Below are 22,816 nucleotides of genomic sequence, written 5' to 3'. Positions count from 1 at the left end.
CTCATTTTTTTGATAAGGCTAAACAAATAAAGATAAACCCGTTGCGTTAAATAGCATTAATGGGTTTTGCAAATATAATGAATGGTATTTCCGCAAAAACGATGTTGATTGATTATTGAGTCATGTCTTTATTCAGATAACGTGCGTTAGCGGTAAAATGGCACTGAATTCGCAATAATTGCTGTCATCACCTTAATAACGGCATACACCCATGATAAAAATTCTCATTGTTGACGATGAACCGCTTGCACGGTTGCGGCTACGGGCATTGTTGGTAGAAATTGGGATAGGTGAGGTAGTCGGCGAAGCGAGCAATGGACGGGAAGCCGTTACCATTGTTAATTTATGTCATCCCGATATAGTCTTGCTTGATATTCGTATGCCCGGCATGGACGGCATGGAAGCGGCACGACAAATAAGTCACCTGTCTCCCATACCCGCGCTTATTTTTACTACCGCCTATGGTGACCATGCCCTAGAAGCGTTTGACCAGAAAGCCATTGATTATTTAATGAAGCCCATTCGACGCGACCGCTTAGAGCAAGCCTTAATTCGTGCCAAAACCTTATTAAATATTGAAGACGATGTGAATCAACCTTCTTTTTCACCGCTCAAAACCAAAGCACGTAGCCATATTAGCGTTAAAGTACGGGATGAATTACGGATGATTCCTGTGATTGAAATTCAATATTGCAGTGCTGACCAGAAATACGTTGTTTTACATTGGACGCAAGGAGAAGCCCTGATTGGGGAAACGCTAAAAGAGTTAGAACAAGAATTTAGCGGACAATTTCTACGAATTCATCGGGGTACTCTGGTTGCTATTGTACAAATTTCAGGTTTAGTCAAAGATCAGGAAGGAAGACACCTAATAAAATTACGCACATCCAATAAGTTATTAGAAGTAAGCCGACGACATCTTCCAACAGTCCGCAAAGTCTTAAAGGATATGCGATTACCTTGTGCAATCTAATTGATTAATAAAGGACTGATTACGCATGATTATCAAGTTATCAAGGGAGTTTTACACAGAATGACTTTAAAACGCGCTATTACCTTTTCACTATTAACAGCCGTTCCGCTCTTACATACCGCAACAAGCAACGCAACAGATCCCCTTGCAGTGGAAAAATTTAAAGCGGCATTAAGTACATGTGAACGTAGCTTGCAAATGGAAACCCCTAAAAGTCAAGGTTCATTACGCATTTTACAGAGTTTAGTCAACCGTTATGAACGTGACCGCGATTTTTCCCTAAAAATAGAGCCAACCTTAAAAGACTCTACAACAGAGCGTTATACGGGTAAATATTTTGTCGACCAGACATTTGCCCAAGCCTACAATCTATGCGAAGAACAACTGTCGAACAAAGTCGGTGAAGGTGAAGCCCTGATTGCAAAACAAGCAGAAGAGATTAAACAACGATCTCAACAGCAACAAGCCGTTTTAGCCGAGCTATTACAAAAACTAGACAACGCCAAGGCAGAAGTAACCAAAGCCGTTGACCAAGCATGTATGCAACATCAACATGACCCTAGTAATGTGACACTGGTAGAAACTTACAAAACCTCAAAACAAGCCGCTCTAACGCTATATCCGAACATCCTGAAATATACGCATGAAGCAACGATATTAGACCCCGATACCAACGAGGCAAGCAAAGCCACGCGCACAGTGAAAGCATGGTTTATTTATTGTGATACTTTGTTTAATATAGAAACGCCTACAAATGTTACTCCTACAACCCCTGTAAAAACGCCCCCACCTGCAACAACAGTTACACCAAGCGTTGAACCGCCAAAAACCCCAGTATCCACCACACCACCCAGCACCACACCGCCACCCGTCACACGTCATGAGGAAGAAGGACCTACGCCTCCCACGCCCGCAGTGACACCCACCACCACGAGCATTCCACCCGCACCAACGACGGCAATCCCCCCTGCAACAACGGTACGTCCAGAAATTGCACCGCCTACGCCAACGGCAACAGAAACAACAGGGGCAGATACAGAGGCAACAAGCAGTGATGATGATGAATACAATACATTGGTCAAAGCAACGACGGGAGACAAGCAAAAAGTGTTGAAAGATGAGAAACGCTTACCCGACTTTTTTGATAATGAAGATGGCGACATCGGTGCGGCAAAGATTTGGCAGTTTGAAAAAGAGGATAGTAGTCAATGTACGACTTACCAATTTAATGGCGACAAAATAGCGACAAGTAAGAAAAATAAAGGTGAATGTCCTTCTTTCTAACGATATTTAGCCAATGAAGTCCCATCATCACAGGACAGGTGATTTTGCAGAATAACCTGTCCTGATTATTACTTTTCGCACTATCAACTTAAATTTCCCTCATGCGTTATCAAGATTTGCGTGATTTTACTCGCCAATTAGAAAAACAAGGCGAACTAAAGCATATTCGCCTAGAAATAGACCCCTGTTTAGAAATGACAGAAATCTGTGACCGTACACTACGAGCCGCAGGAGCTGCACTGATTTTTGACAAGCCCAAAGGCTATAAAATTCCCGTGTTAGCCAATCTATTTGGCACACCTAAACGGGTTGCATTAGGCATGGGACAAGAATCTGTTAGCAATTTGCGCGAAGTTGGCAAACTCTTAGCCTTTCTTAAAGAACCAGACCCACCCAAAGGAGTACGTGATTTATTCAACAAACTGCCTTTATTTAAACAAGTGTTGAATATGCCCGCGAAAGTTATACAAAATCCTCCCTGCCAAGAAAATATAATAGCAGGGGATGCGGTAGATTTAAGCCAATTACCCATTCAAACCTGCTGGCCTTTAGATGCGGCTCCGCTCATTACATGGGGATTAGTCATTACCAAAGGGCCGCATAAAGTTCGTCAAAACTTAGGTATTTATCGCCAACAAGTGATTGGACGCAATAAAGTGATTATGCGCTGGCTATCTCATCGCGGCGGTGCGTTGGATTATTTAGAATGGAAAAATGCACATCCAACTGAACCGTTTCCCATTGCAGTCGCGCTAGGAGCAGACCCTGCGACAACATTAGGTGCAGTTACCCCTGTACCTGATAGCTTATCCGAATATGCTTTTGCAGGCTTATTGCGCGGTAAACGCACCATTGTTGCCCGCTGTATGACGCATGATTTACAAGTACCCGCCACCGCCGAATTTATCTTAGAAGGTTATATTTACCCGAATGAAACTGCCCCCGAAGGGCCTTTCGGTGACCACACGGGTTATTATAATGAGGTCGACCATTTTCCCGTATTTACTATAGAACGCATTACCCACCGCCATAATCCTATTTATCACAGCACTTACACAGGGCGACCACCCGATGAACCTGCGATTTTAGGCGTGGCTTTAAACGAAGTATTTGTGCCTATTCTGCAAAAACAATTTCCTGAAATTACTGATTTTTACCTTCCGCCAGAAGGGTGTTCTTACCGCATGGCGATTGTCAGTATAAGAAAGCAATATGCAGGACATGCTAAGCGCGTTATGTTTGGCGTATGGTCATTCTTGCGCCAATTTATGTACACCAAATTTGTGATTATTACCGATGATGATATTAATGTGCGAGATTGGCAGGATGTGATTTGGGCAATGACAACCCGCATGGACCCTGTGCGCGATACAACCTTAGTTGAAAATACGCCAATAGATTATTTAGATTTCGCCTCGCCCATCTCAGGCTTGGGTGGCAAAATAGGGTTTGATGCAACCAATAAATGGCAAGGTGAAACGCAACGAGAATGGGGTCGTCCTATTACCATGACGGACACGGTTAAACAACGGGTTGATGCTATATGGAAAGACTTGGGTATTTAATACGCTGAATTTGAGCAGCGTTTAATAATCATAGTTACTTAATTTTATTATGATTAAATTAAAGTTTCTAGCGGATAAAGAGAGAGAAAAATTTGATTTTATCCGTGAGGATGCCTATACTGAATCCGCAGTTTGCGGTGGTAAAATCACCCCGCGTTAAAAGCTAATATATTCAAACAGAAAAAACTGCTGCAAGGCCTCCGTAAGGAGGTTTTTTCGTTTCTAAGAACAATTAATGCGACTGACGTTTTTAAAATACTTCATGAAGAACATAAAAAAACGGCTTAATAAAGTGCATTATATAATAACCTAATTTGCAAAATGCTTTGAATATCATAGAAAAATGCTAAATACATTGGACAATAATATTTTGCAATGTGAAGAATATCAACATATAACCCTATAACGCTACGAAATAATGATGTAGTGTTGGGTATAACCGCAAAAAAACCAGTAGATACTATCATGACCGTTCGCACACGTTTTGCCCCCAGCCCCACCGGTTATTTACATGTCGGTGGTGTTCGCACTGCTTTATATTCTTGGCTTTATGCCCGTCAACATCACGGGGAGTTTATGCTAAGAATTGAAGACACTGACCGAGAACGCTCCACTGAAGAAGCCGTACAAGTCATTTTAGAAGGAATGGCATGGTGTGGTTTAAATCACGATGGCGATATTCCCTATCAAACACATCGTTTTGACCGTTATAAACAAGTGATTCAACAATTACTTGCTGATGGTAAAGCCTATTACTGCTACTGCTCTAAAGAAGAAGTAGAGCAAATGCGCATAGAACAAACCGCACGGAAAGAAAAACCACGTTATAACGGCTATTGGCGCGACCGTCAAGAAACGCCGCCTGCTGGTGTACAACCGGTTGTCCGTTTTAAAAATCCATTAACGGGCGATGTGGTATTCGAGGATATGATTAAAGGAAAAATCACCGTTAGCAATACTGAATTAGATGATTTAGTCATTGCGCGGGCGGATGGAACACCAACATATAATTTCTGTGTGGTGGTGGATGATTGGGATATGGGTATTACCCATGTGATTCGGGGTGATGACCATGTGAATAATACCCCGCGCCAAATTAATATTTTACAGTCATTAGGTGCGCAAATCCCGCATTATGCCCATGTCCCCATGATTCTTGGTAACGATGGACAACGCTTATCAAAACGTCATGGCGCGGTCAGCGTGATGAATTACAAAGATGAGGGTTATTTACCAGAAGCTTTGTTGAATTATCTTATCCGCTTAGGGTGGGCTAATGGTGATCAGGAAATATTTTCTATTGATGAGATGTTGGCATTATTTAAAATCGAGAATGTGAATGGCGCACCATCTGCCTTTAATACCGATAAATTGTTATGGCTAAATCAGCATTATATTAAAACAGGCAACCCTGAAAAAATTGCCGAACATTTAGTACATCAATTTCAGCTATTGGGCATAGACCCACAAAATGGGGTTGCTTTGCCGCGTGTCGTTACTGCGTTAGCCGAGCGGGCAAAAACCTTACGCGAAATGGCAGAAAGTAGCCGCATGTTCTATGTTGAGTTAGTAGAATATGACATGCCCGCCGTACAAAAACATTTAACGCCCGATACGAAAATCACCTTAAATACATTACATGACCAATTAGCCATGCTCACAACTTGGCAGGCAGAGCCAATACATGCAGCTATTCATCAGGTTGCGGAGCAACTGGGTTTAAAACTTGGTAAGGTGGCACAACCTTTGCGGGTTGCGGTAACAGGTAGCACTATGTCACCTTCTATTGATGTGACGGTGGAACTCATTGGACAAGAAAGAACGTTAAAACGGCTACAACAAGCCATTACTTTCATACCCTAGAACAAAAAACTGTAACATCATTCCTCTGTTACAGATTACACTGTAGGAACACGCATTATGGATACACTCACCCGTAGAACAATTCATGTACTCATCCAAATTCCAGATGGGACTTTGTTAAAAGGGATGTTGCTTATCGAACGGAATACACGCTTGTCAGACGTGTTAAATAATGCAAAAGATTTTATTGTTCTGACAGATTACGATGAGAAAGCCCATATCATTAACAAACGACATATCATCCAAGCAATAGAATTAGACGAGTTGAAAGTCGACTAGCATTATTACGTATTTGTAGGCGCAAATTTGTAGCCATAAAAGCTGATTATCTAAAGTTTTATGCCTAAAAACTCTGATGCAGACAGATTTTAATTTTGTGTGTAAAAGGACGGATAACATCACTTATAGCGGTGTTAGCCGTGCTACCTTCGCAAAGGGTTTATGCTCGTAAACATCAAATGATATTTTTTTACCCCTATACACATCATTGACATCCGCCCTTATTCTTATCTTTACATCCACTCCCTCACTTCTCCAAAAAAAACTATGCCACTTTTAAAAGCAGCCAATCTTGCCGAACTGTACCGCTCTGCGGCGCAACAATATGGTCATCGTCCTGCCTTTGTACACAAACAAAACAAAGTTTGGAACAGTGTGAGTTTTCAGGAAATGTATGAATCAGGGTTAAATCTTGCGACAGGTTTAATTAGTTTAGGCGTGCAACCCCGTAGTCATGTCGGTTTACTTGCGGATAATCGCCTTGAATGGATGCTGGCTGATTATGCCGTGCAACTATGTGGTGCTGCCGATGTTCCACGTGGTAGCGATGTTAGCGAGGCTGATATTGCTTACATTCTTACCCATGCCGAAGTAGAAGTTACGTTTATTGAAAATGTCGCGCTTCTTAAAAAAGTACAACAAGCTAATTTGCCTTTTTTAAAGACAATTATTCTGATGGATAATAAAGACTATACAGGAACAGATAGCCATATTTATTCCCTCTATGATTTGTTAGAACAAGGTAAACAATCCCGTTTAGCGGGTGACAAACAAGTAGAAGAACGTATTGCAGGCATTTTACCAACGGATTTATTTACTTTAATTTATACATCAGGCACAACAGGCACACCAAAAGGTGTCATGCTGCCTCATTCCAACATGATAGCTCAAATATCGCGGGTGCAAGATTTACCGATTAAAGTCAGCCCTGATGACCGTTTTCTCTCTATTCTCCCTGTTTGGCATATTTTTGAACGAGTGATTGAATTAGTTAGTGTTTATTATGGTGCGCCAACTTATTACACCAATGTTCGTCAATTAGCTGATGACCTAAAAACGGTTCGCCCCACGATAATGGCATCCGCACCGCGTTTATGGGAAAGTATTTATCAACGCATTTTAGCAACGGTCAAAACAGCCAGCCCTGTTCGTAAAACATTGTTTAATATGGCCTATGCTTGCGCACATCAATTTCATTTAGCCGATGATTTTTTAAAAGGTAATCAACTGGATATGACCGGTAGAACTTTTATAGAATCTGCGGGTTTAGCCCTCTTTAATCTGTTACGCTGGGCCGTTCTATTTTTACCTTATCATCTGTTAGATACCATCGTGCTTAAAAAATTACGTGCAGTAACAGGTGGTTGTCTTCGTGGCACAGTATCAGGTGGCGGGGCGTTACCGCGTCATATTGATGAGTTTTTTAATTTTATTGGCATTCCTATTTTGGAAGGTTATGGCTTAACTGAAGGAATGGTGCTGTCGGTTCGTACTTTTGAACAGCGCGTAATTGGTACGGTTGGAATTTTATTTCCCATTGCAAATATTCGTATTGTGGACATTAACACGAATGAAATTCTCTATCCAAACCCGCATAAAAAAGGTGAAGGACGCGGGCTACAAGGCGAAATTCATGTAAAAGGCAAGCAGGTAATGCCACTGTTACTATAAAAATGAGGAAGCAACGGCTAAAGCCTTTAACGATGGTTGGTTGAATACGGGCGATTTGGGCGTTTTTACCTTTAACGATTGTTTAAAAATCACCGGACGCTCTAAAGACACTATCGTTTTACTGGGTGGCGAAAATGTTGAACCTGTTCCTTTAGAAACCCGTTTATGTCAGTCTGAATTGATTGAACAATGTATGTTAGTTGGACAAGACCAGAAAGCGTTGGGTGTGTTGCTAGTCCCTGCAATAGAAGGGTTTAAAAAACTGGGTATTACTGCGGAAAGTGTTGCCGAATTAAGCCAATTAGACAATGTACGTGACCAACTAGAACAGGTGGTTAAGTCTATTATCTCTACTAAACAAGGCTTTAAAGCCTTTGAATTGATTCATGCTATTAAGGTGTTAAATAAACCTTTTGAAGTAGGCGACGAACTAACCAATTTATTTAAATTGAAACGACATGTCATTACGGCTAAATACCAAGCAGAGATTCAACAACTATTTGCAAAAGAAGAATAAACAACTTGCCGATGTAAATGATGCAAAGACCACCGCTTGAAGCGGTGTTATCCGTCTCAAAAATTATCCGAATCAGCGTTTTCAGGATTTAATCGTAGGCAAAATAATATGTTATAGCGAATAATCCTGAAAATTCTGACGCAGATAATTATGCGCCCGTTCCGACTAAGGCTTCAATTTCTGCCACTGTTTTGGGTGTTTTTGCGGTTAGGACGAGATGGCCCTCTGCTGTAATCAAGACATCATCCTCAATACGAATGCCGATATTCCACCATTTTGGGTCAACATCATCACTAACAGGGATATAAATACCGGGTTCAACGGTTAAGGTCATACCGGGTTCTAAGCGTCGCCACAGTTCATCTGTTTTATAATCACCAACATCGTGTACGTCCATGCCTATCCAATGTCCTGTACGGTGCATAAAAAAGCGTTTATAACCTTCGGATTTAATCTGCTCTTCGGCTGTCCCTTTCAGTAGGCCTAATTCAACTAATCCTGTCGCAATAACCTTAACGGCTGCCTCATGGGGGGCTTCCCAGTTATTATTTGGGCGGGCTTGTTCTATGGCGGCATATTGGGCTTTTAAAACCAATTCATAAATGGCTTTTTGTGCGTCGGTAAATTTGCCATTAACAGGAAAAGTACGAGTAATATCAGAGGCGTAATAATCATATTCAGCACCTGCATCGATAAGGAGTAAATCGCCTTCTTTTAAAATAGAGGTATTTTCTGTGTAGTGCAGAATGCAACTGTTTTCCCCAGTCCCAACAATTGACGGATAAGCAGGAGAACTGCTACCACTACGCCGAAACTCATGTTGTAATTCGGCTTCTATTTCATATTCATATAAACCTGCTCGAGTGCATTGCATCGCACGGATATGGGCGCGACTGGCAATATCAGCGGCGGTTTGCATGGCTTGCAATTCCACAGGGCTTTTGTATAAACGCATTTCGTGCAGAATATGGTCAAGCGCGACCATTTCACGCGGTGCATTTACTCCTGTACGGGATTTGTCACGAAGTTGGTTTATCCAACCAAGAACTTTTTCATCAAATTCAAGATAGCAACCCATTGGATAATAAACCCGTTTGCAACTTTCGAGCAGTCCGGGAATGATGTCATCTATATCGGTGATAGGAAACGCATCGTCTGCACCGTAGTGTTCGCACGCACCTTCAAGCCCTGCGCGTCGTCCGTTCCATGTTTCTTTTTCTGGGTCACGTTCACGACAAAAAAGGAGATATTGCCCTTGTTTACGTTCAGGAATTAGCACTAATAGTGCGTCAGGTTCGGTAAATCCAGTGAGGTAATAAAAGTTGCTGTCTGGGCGATAGGGAAAATGGACATCGCGGTTACGAATCTGCTCAAGGGCGGTAGGAAGTAGTGCAATACTGCCCTTGCTCATCAGATTCATAAGGGCTTGACGACGGCGAGCAAATTCTTGTTTATCCATATTGGGTTATATTATTAAATCGAGTGGACGGGATTACCTTCAAATCTTGTTGTCAGAATTTGAGAAGGGATTGATTCACCCTTTAAAATTTTAAAAAAGGGTTGGAAATATTTTTTAGCTTGCAGTAAAACACTTGTAAAGACAAGCGGGTGGATACCATTGCTTTATGCAATGGCATTCGTTGTTTATCTTTGCTTTATACGGTTGCAAAAAGTCTGCTATTAGCACAGAAAATCAGTTTTCTGTGGCGGTTGTTTCTTCAATGGCTTCATAGAATGTTGATACACCAACACGAATATATTCAATGAGTTCAGCATAAGCTACTTCATCTTCTTCGGTGTTTTCTGCAATGGGCGCAAGATGGGATATGTTGACAACGTCACGGATAAATTCTTGAATTTCTTCTGTTAGTTGTTGCATACTTTTAATGCCTGCCAGTCCTAATCCAAAAACAAAGCCTTCACACCAGCCGCCTAAAGATTGTGTCCGTAAGTACAGGGGTTCATCATCACTGGGTAATAAGGGGGTAAATTCAAAATGGTTGGAGGCTAGTTGATGTTGGGTGTATTCGTGTAGGGCTATCAGTTGTTGTCTTGATTCATCCGCTAAAAGGTCCCGTCCTGCGGTTTCCCCTAGGATATGTTTTAGCCAAATATCATGGCTTAAATGGGGGGCAGCACAGAGCATACTTGTGAGTATGCCATGTGCTTCAGCAATATCCATTAGTGCGCCAGCATGTTGTAGCGATTGATTTAATGGTTGATATAAGTTCTGTTTCATGGCTGGTTATCCGCGAATACGTTGTACACGAGTAACCACATCTAGGTGTCGAAGCTGACGCATGATGGAGGCGAGATGGTCACGGTTACGAACAAGTATGGTTAATTTCATGATGCTGCTCAAGCCGTCGCGGGGTTCGCTGGTCATTTGGTCTATATTGACATCTAGTTTGTAAAGGGTGTTAGAGATAGCCGCTAACACGCCGGGGCGGTTTGGTACATCAAGGCGGATATCAACGGAAAATATGCCTTCGGTTTCTGTATCCCATTCAACAGCTAACCATTTTTCGTATTGATGTTTATATTCGGCAATGTTTTTACAGGATTTTGTGTGAATGGTAATCCCTTTACCAACGCTGACAAAACCTGTAATTTCATCACCCGGTATCGGACGGCAGCAGCGGGCAAATGTCATGATAACGCCTTCTGTGCCTTTGATAATAAGTGGGCGGTTACTGCCTTCTACATGTTCTTCTTGACTGAGTGGTAACACTTTTGAAGAAGGTTCTTTAGTTGCTGCGGGGTCAAACTGACGGGCAACAATAAGGGACATGAGATTACCAAAACCAATTTCGGTTAATAATGTATCTATCGTGTCAAACTTAAATTTGCTGAGGAGATGTTGCTGTTGTTCGGGGTTAAGGGTATCAACACTGAGTTGGTAGCTTGCTAAGTCGGCATCTAGCATCCGTTTACCGATAAGTGTCGCTTCTTCATGTTGCATCTTTTTCAGATAGCGACGGATTCTAGCAATTGCACGTCCTGTTACTACAAAGTTAAGCCATGTCGGACTTGGACGCGCCCATTCTCCCGTCAAAATATCTACGGTTTGTCCACTGATAAGTGGGGCATAGAGGGAGGCATATTGTCCATCAACCTTCACAGCAATACATTTATCGCCAATATTACTATGAACGGCATAGGCAAAATCTATGGCCGTCGCGCCGCTAGGTAGTTGCAGAATTTTTCCTTTGGGCGTGAAGACGTAAACTTCATTTGGAAATAAATCCATTTTGAAGTGTTCTAAAAACTCCATAGAGTCGGTTGCATTTTTTTGCATGTCCACCAAACTGCGTAACCAGTTATTGGCTTGTTGGCGGACAACTTGACGACAGTCGTGAAGATGGTCAGGATTATCGCCCAATTTGTATAAACCAAAGGCACTGATTCCCCGCTCGCCAATTTCGTGCATATCAGTTGTACGAATTTGTACGCAGATGGGAATACCTTGCGGGCCCATTTGGGTTGTGTGAATGGATTGGTAACCGTTGATTTTAGGAACGGCGATATAATCCCGAAATTTTTCTTCTATCGGTTTATATAAACCATGTGTTACGCCTAATGCTCGATAGCAACTATCAACGTTGTCAGTGATAATACGAAAGGTTGCAACATTGGTGACTTGTAAAAAGGTTTTACGCCGATTATCTTTAATATCTGAGGCTTTACGTGCCTTCATTCGTTGATAGATACTGTAATAATGCCGTTCACGAATATAGGCTTTTGCGGGTAATTCTTGTCGACTAAATCCTTGTTCCATCGCTGTTTGAATGCTACGCATGAGTTCTCCGCGCTTTGTACAGAGTTTATCCAAGTGGTGCATTAGGGTACGATAGCGATAGGGATAGAGCGCGGAAAAACTTAAATCTTGTAACTCTCGGTAAAGGGAATCCATGCCCAAGCGACGAGCTATTGGTGCGTAAATTTCCAGTGTTTCTCTGGCAATGCGCATTTGTGATGTTCGTTTTTTCATCGCACTGATGGTGCGCATATTGTGCAAACGATCGGCGAGCTTGATGATAATTACCCGTAAATCATGATTCATGGCAATAATCATTTTTTGAAAACTAGCCGCTTGTGCTTGTTCTCGACTATCGACGGGCATACGGGTAAGTTTGGTTACACCGTCCACTAAGTCTGCAACCGTTTCACTAAACGTTTCCGTAATATCCGCTTTAGTGAGTGGTGTATCTTCAACAACATCATGTAAAAGGGCGGCGCAAAGCGTTTGGTAATCCATCCGCAATTTTGCCAAGATATAAGCGACTGCCAACGGGTGGAAAATATAGGCTTCTCCCGATTGGCGAATTTGACCTTCATGGGCTTCCGCAGCAAATAAGTAAGCGTGATAAACTTCTCTGACTTGTAGCGGGTCTAGGTAGGGTTCAATCAGTGTGCATATATCACTGATTAGAATGCGATTAATAAAACTACACGGCGCAGACATAGTATTGACATCCGACATATTGGCTTACGCCATATCATCCTTGCGAACGTCACGAATCCCTTTGTTCAGTTCTTCAACGTTATCCCGTGAGATTTTGCCTTCTGCAATTTCGCGTAACGCAACAACCGTTGGTTTATGCTTGCCTGCGGGAACAAGGGGGGTTGCACCCAATGCGATTTGACGCGAGCGTTTACTCGCTAATAGCACTAGGGAGAAGCGGTTATCTACAAGTTTTAAACAATCATCTACTGTTAAGCGAGCCATTATGAAAATTCCCTCTAAATTTAATTTATCATTATATTAAGATGTTGACAAAATGCTTTTATTGCAGTGCGATGTAAGCATTTTTATCAAGTCTAACTTAATAATCATACTTCTGCCAAGTATGTTATGTAGGGGGATTGTCATAAATACAACATATTTTTGTCATCTCGTGAGATGCGTTAATTTTTAACTCGTTATTAGCAAGGATAAACCATCTATCAGGAGCGTAAGGTGTTTACCATAAATACTATGCAAAAAAATCTATGTTTTTTCAAAAAAGTAATTATGTTAAGTTGCTTTTTATGGAGCATGAGCGGCCATGCTAACCCGCAGGAAACAAGTCAACCCCATTGGGTAACTATTCCGTTAGGCGTTGCAGGCGGGTTAGAGGAGGGAAATTTATCTGCTTATTTACTTGCCCCACAGGATTCAACGGACTTTATTTGTTTAGATGCGGGAACTGTTTATTCGGGTTTGTTAGTGGCTCAACAAGCGGGGAGTTTTGCCAAGATAGCACCTGAAAATAATCAAAATGTCGTAGGAGATGTTTTGCGTTCTCATATTAAAGCCTATCTTATTTCTCACGCTCACTTAGACCATGTTGCGGGTTTAGTGATTAATGCAACTGACGATATCAGTAAACCTATTATGGGGTTACCTGCTGTATTAGCGGATATACAAAATCATTTATTTAATTGGCGAATCTTTCCAAACTTTGGTGATGTAGGCGTTCAACCCTTGTTAAAAAAATATCACTATATTGATTTACCCACTCAAGAAGCGGTTACCATTCCACAAACAGGAATGCACGTTACTGCTTTCCCACTAAGTCATGGAAATAATTATGCTTCTACCGCATTTCTCATTGAGTCTGGTGGTTTTTACGCACTTTATTTAGGCGATACTGGCGCAGATAGTGTCGAAAACACGACAACATTGCAACAACTCTGGATAAAAATTGCGCCTCTGATTAAAAGCCAGCAACTCAAAGGATTATTTATTGAATCCGCTTATTCTAATGAACGTCCTAGCAAACAGCTTTATGGACATCTCACGCCACAATTGGTTATCGATACACTCACCAATTTAGCCCAACAGGTTGATAGCGAACATACTGAAAATGCCTTACGAGAGATAACCGTTATAATCACTCATATCAAACCTGTTTTAGAGGCACAAGTGAACATACGTGAAACAATACGCGCCCAATTAAGCGCGGCAAATCATTTAGGTATTAGATTTATTCTCGCTGAACAAGGACAAAAGATTGAATTTTAATCAATTCGCTAATATTTAACGCTAATTAAGCAATGTTACTAACAATTAAGAGAATATTCCTATGAAAAAATGTATCGCGCTCTTTCTATGTATTTTCCCCTTATCACTCTGGGCAGGGGATGCGGCAACCTTACACTTTTTAGGGTTCTCCAAAGATGGTAAATACTTAGCATTTGAACAATATGGCGTAACCGATGGTAATGGAGCCGCTTATTCATCCATCTATCCTGTTGATGTCGCAAAAAATGACTATGTTGCTAAACCCTTCGTGCAAGAAGGACAGCCCGACGCGACTGACCCCGCTGCACTCTCTCAACTACGAGCGGACAATTTAGCGAAAGCCAAAGCCAAGCTAAAAGAACTCTCCATTACTGAGGATAATCAAGGAACTCATGTGATTTCTCACCCGCTCAGTGATTTAGGCGTTGATCCACATAAAGTCACTTTTGCACTGGGTACGCCGTTGGCTGGCATGTTATATGAGTCTTTTTCCTTAACCTTAGAAGAGCAAGCAGGAAAAGCGGAGTGTTTTGGTTTTGGGGAGGCAAAACAGTTCAAGTTGACAATACAACCGACACCGTTACCAACGACCATAACGGAAATGAAACCTTTAGAATCGCTCGCAGAAGCTCCAACAATAAGTACAACACCAGAGACCACAACAAGCGATAAACCCGTTATAGAAAACAACGAGACAACAGTCACCACATTACAGGCAGACCAAAAAATTCCAGACACTCGTGGTTGCCCATTAGCGTATAGAATTCAAGATGTTTATATCTATAATGGTGAATATATTGCTGTTTTCTTAAATATATTTTCACCGGGGTTTGAAGGGCAAAACATGCGTTATATTGTTGTAACGGGTAAATTTCGTGATGTACAAGGTTAGAAACAGAATGACATAGGTCATTAAGTACAGAGAAAAAAGTGAGCAAGCTACTCACTATTTATTATCAAGGAGTTAAGTATGAAAAGTTTATGGGTTATTGGTTTGGTCAGCGTATTAAGTCTGCCCGTTTATGCAGGTAAGTTATATCAATGGGTGGATGCAGAAGGTAATACCCAATTTAGCCAAACCCCCCCGCCTGAAGGCACGGATGCAGAGACTAAAAATATTGCAACGCCACCCGCAACCGTTGCAGCACCGAAGCCTGAAGAGAAGCCCGCAGAACCACCTGTTGAAGAAGCCGCTAAACACCCTGCTGGTAATGACCCTGCCGCAAAAATTAAGGCTGAAAAAGAGGAAAAATGTCAGCAGGCCAATTCTATGTTGCAACAGTTGACGGCTAAGGGCAGCTTAGTGATTCCTAAAGCAGACAATCCTAAAGAGTTTGTTCCTATGAGCGACGATGCACGTAAGCAAAGAACGGCTGAAGCACAGGCTTTTATTGATGCGTATTGCAAGGACAGCGCGCCAGCAACGCAAAATAAATAATGGGATTTTAGTAGATAATGATAGAAAGAACGCACTTCGGTGCGTTTTTTTGGAGTCGTATAACAATAATAACGCATTGTTTTAAAATTGACTAAACCATTTAATCAACCGTCGTTCAGCCACTCGCAAGCTGAGGAAAAACAACTCTTGTACAGGACGTTTTGATAAATTAATGTAAGGCTTAGAAATATAAGTAACTTGTACTTGTGCAATACAGCCTGCTAAAGCCCCTGTTAGCAATCGGTCATCAACCAACATAATCTGTGTTGCAGGTTCACCCGTTAGCTTAATAATCGTTTCTAATCCATCAGGATAGGGTTTTTTTCGTACTTCCTTAATACAACGTACCCCCACATGATGCTGTTGAAAATAAGCAATTCTGCTCGGTAGTGGTTTATTGGATAAGATAAAAACCCGTTCTGCACCAAACACAGTAACGCATTCATCTAACCAATGTGTTAACTCTCGCAATGGGTGTTTCTCACCATGCGAGGCTAATACACCATCAAAATCCAATACTAAAACAGTAATCCCACTTTCACGTAATCCTACAGGGGATATATCCGTTACACGTTTAATACTATGTTGGGGGGTATTAATATGGGCGAGTGCGTGGCGGTAGTGACGCAACATCGCAAAACTGTAGTGAACTCGTTTTAAAAAGTGCATGGCAAATAACAGTGTTATAACGAAAATGGAGAGGCGAAACTCGCACGATGAGCATCTATCTTAACCGCTAGTTTTAGTTAAGTGTAGATAAAAATCTACATTCCATTTATATCGTATTAACGAAATTACCTGTTATCCAGTGAGAACAGAAAATCTATAATAAACCTTGTTTACCAATCAGTTATATCAAGAAACTCACGTAAAAACTATACATTATCTACTTGTTTTAAACGGGTTTTTGCCGCTTCAACAACATCAGGTTCTACATCATTTAACATTTTATGCACAACAGATAAGGGGGCGCGCTGTACCGCTAAATAACGCACGGTCCAATCAGGGTCAGTAAAAAGCAATTCTGCGGATTCTGTATCTATACGTTCTGCAACAATACGCCGGACTTCAACTTCAGGATCATCTGCCATTAGTTCTAATGTTACGGTTGGTAAACGCTCTACAACGGCTTGACGAACTAATCTATCTTTGTCGTACATCATGCGAAACAAGCGACCAACAGGCAAACGACGTACAACATACACCCGCACCATATAATCAGGGTCTGTTGCCAGTGCTTCAATTTTATCAGCAGGGAGGCGGTCAGCAACGGTAATACGAACTTCTCTATCGGGATCGTGCATCAGTTGTTCTAATCCATCTTCGATAGGAATACGCGCAGCAACTGCACGACGTACCGTTTCGTCCTTATCATTGATAAGTTCTTTTATACGGGCTTGGGGGATATAACGGACGATAATTGCGCGAGTTTCCCAAAAAGGGTCATTCATGTAATCAATGGCTAAATCAGGATTAGCCCGAAAGAAACGATCAATTTGGCGACCACTTTTCACTTTGACACAGGCATCACCTGCTTTGCATTTGCCTATTTCCAATCGTGTTTGATGATTACAGGATCGACAATCGGCGCGAGGAGTTTGATCTGGTTCAGGGAGACTATTAGATTGTGTCATTGTCATAAGGCTAAAGGTGCATAAGTCATTATCTTAAGCACCTTTATAAATCGCTAAAAAAATTAAGCACCTAAATCAGCACGGATTTTATCAACCCATTCTGTTATACGCTCATCACTCATATCCGCTTGATTGTCTTGGTCAAGGGCAAGTCCAACAAACTCATCATTAATAACGGATTTAGACTTGGTGAAATCGTAACCATCCGTTGACCAGCTACCAACCAATTTCGCGCCGCGTTCTTTTGCCTTTTTATACAGAACAATCATGGCATCAACGAATTCATGACCATAGCCATCTTGGTCGCCTAAACCATACACAGCAACAACTTTACCTGATAAATCCACATCATCTAATTTGGGTAAAAATTCTTCCCAAGTGGGTTCTAATTCGCCATCGCCCAGTGTTGGGGTGCCTAAAATAAGGGAATTGTATTTGGCAAGGTCTTCGGCAGTTGCTTTAGCAACGTTGTGAATATCAACAACCCCTTCACCAAATTTTTTGGCAATGATTTTTGCAACTTTCCGTGTATTACCTGTGTCAGTGCCGTAAAAAAGGCCAATTGTTCCCATTTGTTTTTCTCCATTGTAAATTAAGTATTGCTGTCAGTTTTTAACGGTTGCGCATCTCTGACGTTACGCCACTTTAGCTTGGGTTGATTTGTTTTTTACTTTTTGAAACCATTTGATAGCTACTTATCGTCTGCAACTACTTCCGCTAAGACCAGTCCTGTTGCCGTTTCAAAATGACTGGTTAGTTTTAAGCAATGCTCACGACCATCAATCAGATAAACATTAAAACCTTGCCGTTCTAAAACAGGCTTAGGTGTATTGATATCGTCGTCCATACAGTAAGTAAAGTGCAGGTGTGGATAGCTTTGACGTAATGTCGTGATGGTTGCCTCATCCAGTCCTTGTAATTCTACTTGGAGGGCAATTTGTTCTGCAATGTCGACGGTAAGCATGAATTATTCCTCTAACTCCAGCATAAAACGCTTACGTTCTTCTGGGGATACACCCATCACTTTGGCTAACCAAGGAGGGGGTGCGCTAGCAAGAACAACTTTGAGTTCATGCAGGGCGGTTAATATATCACCACCCTCAGGTGCTTTGATAGGATGAATACCCGCTTTCACAACTTTAGCTGCAGCAGGGCCGCCAATAGAGGCAACATACATAACGTGGCAATCACTGATTAACTCTGCACGAAACGCATTTTTGTCGTCAACTTCTTCTGTTGGGGTTGTTGAACGTAGGTCAACTAGACGGATTTCATCTTTAGAAACTTGGTAAATAAGGAAGCGGTTACAAGACCCAAAATGTCCGTCTAGTGTTTCACCTGTGTTGGAAGCACAGGCAACACGAATGGAATTAGGCATGTCACCTTCTTGGTAGGCTTGGACGGTGGGTAATTCGTTTTTAGGCTCACCTGTTTCACCTTTGAGAATCTGAACTGCATTTTTAAGTGCGTCTTGATTCATTTCACTCAATTCACCATCAGCCGCTGCTTTTAAGTCTTTGACTTTCAACGTGGCTAATTTTTCTTCGGTGATGGGTAAACCAATACAGGAAATAAGGACGGCCATTAAACGACGTGGGTCAGTATCAGGCAACGCACGTGCAGCCAGGCCAATTTTTAAGGCAATCTCACGCGTAATAGGAGAGGAATTATCGGTTTGAGTGTTCATATAGTCACCATTGGGCGAATACAGTTTCTATGGGACAGACACGCGAGCAATTAGATTCATCTTCACTCGCACAACATAAACTCTCGTGCGAATCACTAACGTCTAACCGCTTTTATATATTGCGTTGAGAGGACAGACAGGCGATGCAGGCATTAAATAACTATCTATCCCCATCTGTTGTTTAAACGGTAAATAAACTATTGGTTAGTCATCAGCCGCATCAATGCGTTTAGCTCTTACCGTGATAGGTAACTTCAACTCAGACATGGGTGGAATGTGATAGCGTGAACCGTCAGTTAGGCTGACATCACCGCCCCATTGTTCAGGACCATTAAATTCCATTTCTACAATGGTTTCTTCTAAGTCTTTCTTAGCAACATAAAAGCTAATTTTGCCATCTTGGTTTTTTCTGAGCATTACGCTGGGCATTGGATTTTCCTTATGAGCTTAGTCGGGTAGGTTTATTATTATATGAAAACGCCGTTTGTGTTGACGTTATAAGATGAAATTAAGGTGTGTTGATAGTGTATCAACACACCTTCCTTAAGCGCTACCTACAGATTAACGAACTAAGTCGTAGTTATAATCTGTTGTACCCATACCACGGGTTTCTTCATCAAGGCGGTGCATGATTTCGTTGACAATGGTTGTCAACATGTACATTGCGCCTTCATAACCCATGGTTGTCATACGATGTAAGTGATGACGATCAAAAATGGGGAAGCCAATACGGATTAGAGGAACTTCAAACTCTTTACCCTTGAAGAGGGTATCACGTTGAATGAACTTGCCGTAGGAGTTACCAATCATGAAGTCTGGTTTCTTGGTGAATACTAAGGAACGCATGTGCCATAAGTCTTTACCAATATGAACTTCACAGTCTTTACCGTATGGAGAATCATCCAACACTTTTTGGGTGGCTTTTGCCCAACGCTTGTTGGCGTTGTTGGAAAGAATATGGATAGGTTCAGCACCGAGTTCTAATAAGAATTTGGTCAAGCCTAAGGTGAAGTCTGGATCACCCCAAATGGCGAATTTTTTGCCGTGTAACCATGTATGGGAATCCATCATCATGTCAACTAAGCGACCACGTTCTTTAGTTAAAGAAGCAGGAACTGGCTTGCCTGTGACTTCAGAAATTTTCATCAAGAAATCATCTGTCCACTCTAAACCCATAGGAATATTGAATTTAGGAATATCATGATGCCAAGTGTTTTCTACATATTTCTTGGTTTTTTCTAACTGCCAAGGTTGTAATAACAGGGTATTGATGGCGTTAGGTGCATCTTTAATTTCTGCTTGGGTGGTACCGCCAGAATACATGCGGAATTGACCATCAGCAGGGGTATCTAACACTTCTGTTGGATCACATAACATGGTGTGTTTAACACCCATTTCGTCCAACATACGGTGAATAACACGGTAATTACCTAAGTAGGTTTCAAAACCGGGGACAACGTTTAATTTACCGTTGCTACCAACTACTTTACCTTCCATGTAATTTAAGGTGAAGTAACGAGCAATACCTTCAAACATGTTGTCCCAGCCAGTTACATGGCTGCCAACAAAGCTGGGGGTATGCGCAAAAGGAGTAGGGTATTCTTGAGGAACACGACCGTCTTTTTTCGCGTTGTTGATGAATGCGTTGAGGTCGTCACCGATGACTTCAGCCATACAGGTTGTGGACACTGCAATCATATCGGGTTTGTACAATGCTTTCGCGTTTTCTAAACCAGCAAACATATTCTTCTGACCACCGAACACAGCTGCATCTTCGGTCATGGAGTCAGAAACACAGGCAACAGGCTCTCTGAAATGACGGTTGAAGTAGGTACGGAAGTAAGCAACACATCCTTGAGAACCATGTACATAAGGCAGGGTTTTTTCAAAGCCTAACGCACATAAAACAGCACCTAAGGGTTGGCAGGCTTTGGCAGGGTTGACAGTCAAAGCTTCACGTTTGAAGTTGAGTTCTTTGTACTCTTCAGAAGTTGTCCATTCGAAAACTTCTTTAATTTTTTCGGGAGAGTAAACTTCTTCGTAGGTTTTTTTGCGCGTGAGGTTGTCTTTATACTCGTCGTCGCGGAACAAAGGATAGCTGGGCTGGATTTTTTCAACGTTCTGCATGATTAAAGCTCCACCGCACTACCAATCTGTAGATACGGTCTTGAATGATAACAGGTGGGTAAAACTGCCAAGGTAAAATAGTCTTACCCTTTACTTCTTTAAATGGGGTGCAGTAAGTACTGCACCACCCGTTTTCCAAACGATTAACCGTTTACTGCTACTTTTTGCTCAGCTTCAACAGCATTTGCCCAAGGCGCATGTAATTTGTTCCAACAAGGATTATTGAGAGTCATGTCCATATCGCGGGCGAAAATGGCAAAACCATCATAACCATGGTAAGGACCAGAGTAATCCCATGAGTGCATTTGACGGAAAGGAATACCCATTTTTTGGAAAATGAATTTCTCTTTAATCCCAGAACCGATTAAATCAGGTTTGATTTTCTTGACGAATTCTTCAAACTCGAAGCCTGTTACGTCATCATATAACAGGGTTGCATCGCCCATTTCCTTGATTGTGCGGTCATAGTCGTCATTGTGTGCGAATTCATACCCTGCACCAACCACTTCCATGCCTAAATCTTCATACGCACCGATGGTGTGACGAGGACGTAAACCACCGACATATAACATCACCCGTTTGCCTTCTAAACGGGGGCGGTATTTAGCGATGACTTCTTTCATCATGCCTTCATAGCGGGCGATAACACGCTCTGCACCTTGTTTGATCTTGTCATCAAAGAAGGACGCAATCTTACGTAAGGATTCAGCAATCTTGGTAGGACCGAAGAAGTTATACTCTACCCATGGAATCCCATACTTCTCTTCCATGTGGCGAGAAATGTAGTTCATGGAGCGGTAACAATGTAACAGATTGAGCTTAACCTTTGGGGTTAATTCCATTTCTGCTAAGGAGCCGTCACCAGACCATTGTGCGACAACCCGTAAGCCCATTTCTTCTAACAGGGTACGAGATGCCCAAGCATCACCACCGATGTTGTAGTCACCAATAACAGCGACATCATAAGGGGTGCTTTGGAAGGAGTTGTCTTCATCACGACGATGTAATACCCAATCACGCACTGCGTCGTTTGCAATGTGGTGTCCTAAGGATTGAGAAACACCGCGGAAGCCTTCGCAACGGACAGGGACAACAGGTTTGTTATACAGCTTGCCTTTCTTCTTGGAAACGGCTTCAATGTCGTCACCAATTAAACCGATAGGACATTCAGATTGAACACTGATGCCTTTGTTTAAAGGGAATAAAACTTCGATTTCGTCGATTAACTTGTCTAACTTTTTGTCACCACCGAAAACGATGTCTTTCTCTTGGAAGTCAGAAGTAAAGTTCATGGTCACGAAGGTATTAACACCTGTTGTACCAATGTAGTAGTTACGACGACCTGCACGAGAATATTGACCACAGCCGACGGGACCGTGAGAAATATGAATCATGTCCTTAATCGGACCCCACACCACCCCTTTAGAACCTGCGTAGGCACAGCCACGAATGGTCATGACACCAGGTAAAGATTTTTTATTGGAGGTGATACATTTATTGGATTTTTCCAATGAGGTGTCGTTAACGGCTAAGTGTTTGGCACGGTCTTTCTTAGCGTCTTCGGGATAAACTTCTAACACCTCTTGAATAAGGGCTTCAGTTTCTTCGCGTGTCATTACTGTCATGACTTTCTCCTGATTCCCGCCACCACCAATCTGTAGCACCGCGGGAGTGAATGGAATTCGATACTAAAATTTTTTATTAAAATTGTAGGATGAATCTTCCTGAAACAGCCCCCTACAAGTAGGGGGTGTTTGAATACATCAATCCA

Annotated in this window: 22 protein-coding genes; 10 read left to right on the top strand and 12 right to left on the bottom strand. The window is 41.9% G+C overall.

Annotated features, from left to right (window positions below; genetic code table 11):
* The first annotated feature begins 211 nt into the window (after positions 1 to 211).
* From AL038_RS03850 to AL038_RS18735, 7 genes are all read left to right on the top strand, one after another.
* Positions 212 to 973, top strand: coding sequence for a LytR/AlgR family response regulator transcription factor (locus tag AL038_RS03850; protein ID WP_201800128.1), 762 nt, complete (start codon positions 212 to 214; stop codon positions 971 to 973).
* A 60-nt stretch (positions 974 to 1,033) separates the two neighbouring features.
* Positions 1,034 to 2,257 carry a hypothetical protein gene (locus tag AL038_RS03845; protein WP_145917050.1) on the top strand — a complete coding sequence of 408 codons (1,224 nt, stop codon included), beginning with the start codon at positions 1,034 to 1,036 and terminating at the stop codon, positions 2,255 to 2,257.
* 101 nt (positions 2,258 to 2,358) lie between these two features.
* Positions 2,359 to 3,822: a 4-hydroxy-3-polyprenylbenzoate decarboxylase gene (gene ubiD, locus AL038_RS03840; protein WP_062149287.1), complete on the top strand. Its 1,464-nt coding sequence runs from the start codon at positions 2,359 to 2,361 to the stop codon at positions 3,820 to 3,822.
* 465 nt (positions 3,823 to 4,287) lie between these two features.
* Complete coding sequence (gltX, locus tag AL038_RS03835) at positions 4,288 to 5,685, top strand: glutamate--tRNA ligase (protein WP_062149284.1); 1,398 nt, start codon at positions 4,288 to 4,290, stop codon at positions 5,683 to 5,685.
* A 57-nt stretch (positions 5,686 to 5,742) separates the two neighbouring features.
* A complete protein-coding gene (locus AL038_RS03830) occupies positions 5,743 to 5,964 on the top strand; it encodes a DUF6812 domain-containing protein (protein ID WP_062149281.1) in 222 nt (73 codons plus the stop codon).
* A 267-nt stretch (positions 5,965 to 6,231) separates the two neighbouring features.
* Positions 6,232 to 7,635, top strand: coding sequence for an AMP-dependent synthetase/ligase (locus AL038_RS03825; RefSeq protein WP_201800127.1), 1,404 nt, complete (start codon positions 6,232 to 6,234; stop codon positions 7,633 to 7,635).
* A gap of 40 nt (positions 7,636 to 7,675) precedes the next feature.
* Positions 7,676 to 8,152, top strand: coding sequence for a hypothetical protein (locus AL038_RS18735; RefSeq protein WP_272898036.1), 477 nt, complete (start codon positions 7,676 to 7,678; stop codon positions 8,150 to 8,152).
* A 148-nt stretch (positions 8,153 to 8,300) separates the two neighbouring features.
* Here AL038_RS18735 and pepP read toward each other — a convergent pair whose 3' ends face one another.
* The 4 genes from pepP to rpoZ all read right to left on the bottom strand — a co-directional run bounded on the left by pepP (position 8,301) and on the right by rpoZ (position 12,881).
* Entirely contained in the window at positions 8,301 to 9,611 is a 1,311-nt protein-coding gene (pepP, locus tag AL038_RS03820; protein ID WP_062149278.1) for a Xaa-Pro aminopeptidase, read from the bottom strand.
* Positions 9,612 to 9,845: 234 nt separating this feature from the next.
* On the bottom strand, positions 9,846 to 10,391 hold the full coding sequence (locus AL038_RS03815) for a UPF0149 family protein (protein ID WP_062149275.1): 546 nt from the start codon (positions 10,389 to 10,391) through the stop codon (positions 9,846 to 9,848).
* A gap of 6 nt (positions 10,392 to 10,397) precedes the next feature.
* Complete coding sequence (locus tag AL038_RS03810) at positions 10,398 to 12,617, bottom strand: RelA/SpoT family protein (protein ID WP_062149272.1); 2,220 nt, start codon at positions 12,615 to 12,617, stop codon at positions 10,398 to 10,400.
* Positions 12,618 to 12,641: 24 nt separating this feature from the next.
* Positions 12,642 to 12,881, bottom strand: coding sequence for a DNA-directed RNA polymerase subunit omega (rpoZ, locus tag AL038_RS03805; RefSeq protein WP_062149269.1), 240 nt, complete (start codon positions 12,879 to 12,881; stop codon positions 12,642 to 12,644).
* Between the two features lie 309 nt (positions 12,882 to 13,190).
* On the opposite strand from rpoZ, the gene AL038_RS03800 reads away from it, so the two are divergent.
* The 3 genes from AL038_RS03800 (at position 13,191) to AL038_RS03790 (ending at position 15,597) form a co-directional block, all read left to right on the top strand.
* Positions 13,191 to 14,159, top strand: a complete 969-nt coding sequence (locus AL038_RS03800; protein WP_066246181.1) for an MBL fold metallo-hydrolase — start codon at positions 13,191 to 13,193, stop codon at positions 14,157 to 14,159.
* 61 nt (positions 14,160 to 14,220) lie between these two features.
* Positions 14,221 to 15,051: a DUF2259 domain-containing protein gene (locus AL038_RS03795; RefSeq protein WP_062149263.1), complete on the top strand. Its 831-nt coding sequence runs from the start codon at positions 14,221 to 14,223 to the stop codon at positions 15,049 to 15,051.
* Positions 15,052 to 15,129: 78 nt separating this feature from the next.
* Positions 15,130 to 15,597 carry a DUF4124 domain-containing protein gene (locus AL038_RS03790; protein WP_062149261.1) on the top strand — a complete coding sequence of 156 codons (468 nt, stop codon included), beginning with the start codon at positions 15,130 to 15,132 and terminating at the stop codon, positions 15,595 to 15,597.
* Positions 15,598 to 15,678: 81 nt separating this feature from the next.
* On the opposite strand, the gene AL038_RS03785 is transcribed toward AL038_RS03790, so the two are convergent.
* The 8 genes from AL038_RS03785 to nifD all read right to left on the bottom strand — a co-directional run bounded on the left by AL038_RS03785 (position 15,679) and on the right by nifD (position 22,670).
* On the bottom strand, positions 15,679 to 16,266 hold the full coding sequence (locus AL038_RS03785; protein WP_066246089.1) for a YqeG family HAD IIIA-type phosphatase: 588 nt from the start codon (positions 16,264 to 16,266) through the stop codon (positions 15,679 to 15,681).
* 206 nt (positions 16,267 to 16,472) lie between these two features.
* Complete coding sequence (locus AL038_RS03780; protein WP_062149255.1) at positions 16,473 to 17,231, bottom strand: 4Fe4S-binding leucine-rich repeat protein; 759 nt, start codon at positions 17,229 to 17,231, stop codon at positions 16,473 to 16,475.
* Between the two features lie 62 nt (positions 17,232 to 17,293).
* The gene (locus AL038_RS03775) at positions 17,294 to 17,803 is read right to left on the bottom strand and encodes a flavodoxin (RefSeq protein ID WP_062149252.1); all 510 of its coding nucleotides are present in this window, start codon (positions 17,801 to 17,803) and stop codon (positions 17,294 to 17,296) included.
* Between the two features lie 119 nt (positions 17,804 to 17,922).
* On the bottom strand, positions 17,923 to 18,195 hold the full coding sequence (locus AL038_RS03770) for a DUF6129 family protein (protein WP_062149249.1): 273 nt from the start codon (positions 18,193 to 18,195) through the stop codon (positions 17,923 to 17,925).
* A gap of 3 nt (positions 18,196 to 18,198) precedes the next feature.
* Positions 18,199 to 18,918 carry a dinitrogenase iron-molybdenum cofactor biosynthesis protein gene (locus AL038_RS03765; protein WP_062149245.1) on the bottom strand — a complete coding sequence of 240 codons (720 nt, stop codon included), beginning with the start codon at positions 18,916 to 18,918 and terminating at the stop codon, positions 18,199 to 18,201.
* 204 nt (positions 18,919 to 19,122) lie between these two features.
* Positions 19,123 to 19,347, bottom strand: a complete 225-nt coding sequence (nifT, locus tag AL038_RS03760; RefSeq protein ID WP_062149242.1) for a putative nitrogen fixation protein NifT — start codon at positions 19,345 to 19,347, stop codon at positions 19,123 to 19,125.
* A gap of 132 nt (positions 19,348 to 19,479) precedes the next feature.
* Complete coding sequence (nifK, locus tag AL038_RS03755; RefSeq protein ID WP_201800126.1) at positions 19,480 to 21,045, bottom strand: nitrogenase molybdenum-iron protein subunit beta; 1,566 nt, start codon at positions 21,043 to 21,045, stop codon at positions 19,480 to 19,482.
* A 143-nt stretch (positions 21,046 to 21,188) separates the two neighbouring features.
* The gene (gene nifD, locus AL038_RS03750; RefSeq protein WP_062149237.1) at positions 21,189 to 22,670 is read right to left on the bottom strand and encodes a nitrogenase molybdenum-iron protein alpha chain; all 1,482 of its coding nucleotides are present in this window, start codon (positions 22,668 to 22,670) and stop codon (positions 21,189 to 21,191) included.
* Positions 22,671 to 22,816: the final 146 nt, after the last annotated feature.

The sequence above is a fragment of the Beggiatoa leptomitoformis genome (genome assembly GCF_001305575.3).
In the GTDB taxonomy this organism is placed as follows: domain Bacteria; phylum Pseudomonadota; class Gammaproteobacteria; order Beggiatoales; family Beggiatoaceae; genus Beggiatoa; species Beggiatoa leptomitoformis.
Note: the sequence above shows the minus strand (reverse complement) of the source record. Positions and strands in the feature narration are given on the sequence as shown.

Bases quoted from the DNA above. Each gene is read 5' to 3' on its own strand.
- AL038_RS03850 (WP_201800128.1), top strand. From the start codon at position 212: ATGATAAAAATTCTCATTGTTGACGATGAACCGCTTGCACGGTTGCGG.
- AL038_RS03845 (WP_145917050.1), top strand. From the start codon at position 1,034: ATGACTTTAAAACGCGCTATTACCTTTTCACTATTAACAGCCGTTCCG.
- ubiD (WP_062149287.1), top strand. From the start codon at position 2,359: ATGCGTTATCAAGATTTGCGTGATTTTACTCGCCAATTAGAAAAACAA.
- gltX (WP_062149284.1), top strand. From the start codon at position 4,288: ATGACCGTTCGCACACGTTTTGCCCCCAGCCCCACCGGTTATTTACAT.
- AL038_RS03830 (WP_062149281.1), top strand. From the start codon at position 5,743: ATGGATACACTCACCCGTAGAACAATTCATGTACTCATCCAAATTCCA.
- AL038_RS03825 (WP_201800127.1), top strand. From the start codon at position 6,232: ATGCCACTTTTAAAAGCAGCCAATCTTGCCGAACTGTACCGCTCTGCG.
- pepP (WP_062149278.1), bottom strand. From the start codon at position 9,611: ATGGATAAACAAGAATTTGCTCGCCGTCGTCAAGCCCTTATGAATCTG.
- AL038_RS03815 (WP_062149275.1), bottom strand. From the start codon at position 10,391: ATGAAACAGAACTTATATCAACCATTAAATCAATCGCTACAACATGCT.
- AL038_RS03810 (WP_062149272.1), bottom strand. From the start codon at position 12,617: ATGTCTGCGCCGTGTAGTTTTATTAATCGCATTCTAATCAGTGATATA.
- rpoZ (WP_062149269.1), bottom strand. From the start codon at position 12,881: ATGGCTCGCTTAACAGTAGATGATTGTTTAAAACTTGTAGATAACCGC.
- AL038_RS03800 (WP_066246181.1), top strand. From the start codon at position 13,191: ATGAGCGGCCATGCTAACCCGCAGGAAACAAGTCAACCCCATTGGGTA.
- AL038_RS03795 (WP_062149263.1), top strand. From the start codon at position 14,221: ATGAAAAAATGTATCGCGCTCTTTCTATGTATTTTCCCCTTATCACTC.
- AL038_RS03790 (WP_062149261.1), top strand. From the start codon at position 15,130: ATGAAAAGTTTATGGGTTATTGGTTTGGTCAGCGTATTAAGTCTGCCC.
- AL038_RS03785 (WP_066246089.1), bottom strand. From the start codon at position 16,266: ATGCACTTTTTAAAACGAGTTCACTACAGTTTTGCGATGTTGCGTCAC.
- AL038_RS03780 (WP_062149255.1), bottom strand. From the start codon at position 17,231: ATGACACAATCTAATAGTCTCCCTGAACCAGATCAAACTCCTCGCGCC.
- AL038_RS03775 (WP_062149252.1), bottom strand. From the start codon at position 17,803: ATGGGAACAATTGGCCTTTTTTACGGCACTGACACAGGTAATACACGG.
- AL038_RS03770 (WP_062149249.1), bottom strand. From the start codon at position 18,195: ATGCTTACCGTCGACATTGCAGAACAAATTGCCCTCCAAGTAGAATTA.
- AL038_RS03765 (WP_062149245.1), bottom strand. From the start codon at position 18,918: ATGAACACTCAAACCGATAATTCCTCTCCTATTACGCGTGAGATTGCC.
- nifT (WP_062149242.1), bottom strand. From the start codon at position 19,347: ATGCCCAGCGTAATGCTCAGAAAAAACCAAGATGGCAAAATTAGCTTT.
- nifK (WP_201800126.1), bottom strand. From the start codon at position 21,045: ATGCAGAACGTTGAAAAAATCCAGCCCAGCTATCCTTTGTTCCGCGAC.
- nifD (WP_062149237.1), bottom strand. From the start codon at position 22,670: ATGACAGTAATGACACGCGAAGAAACTGAAGCCCTTATTCAAGAGGTG.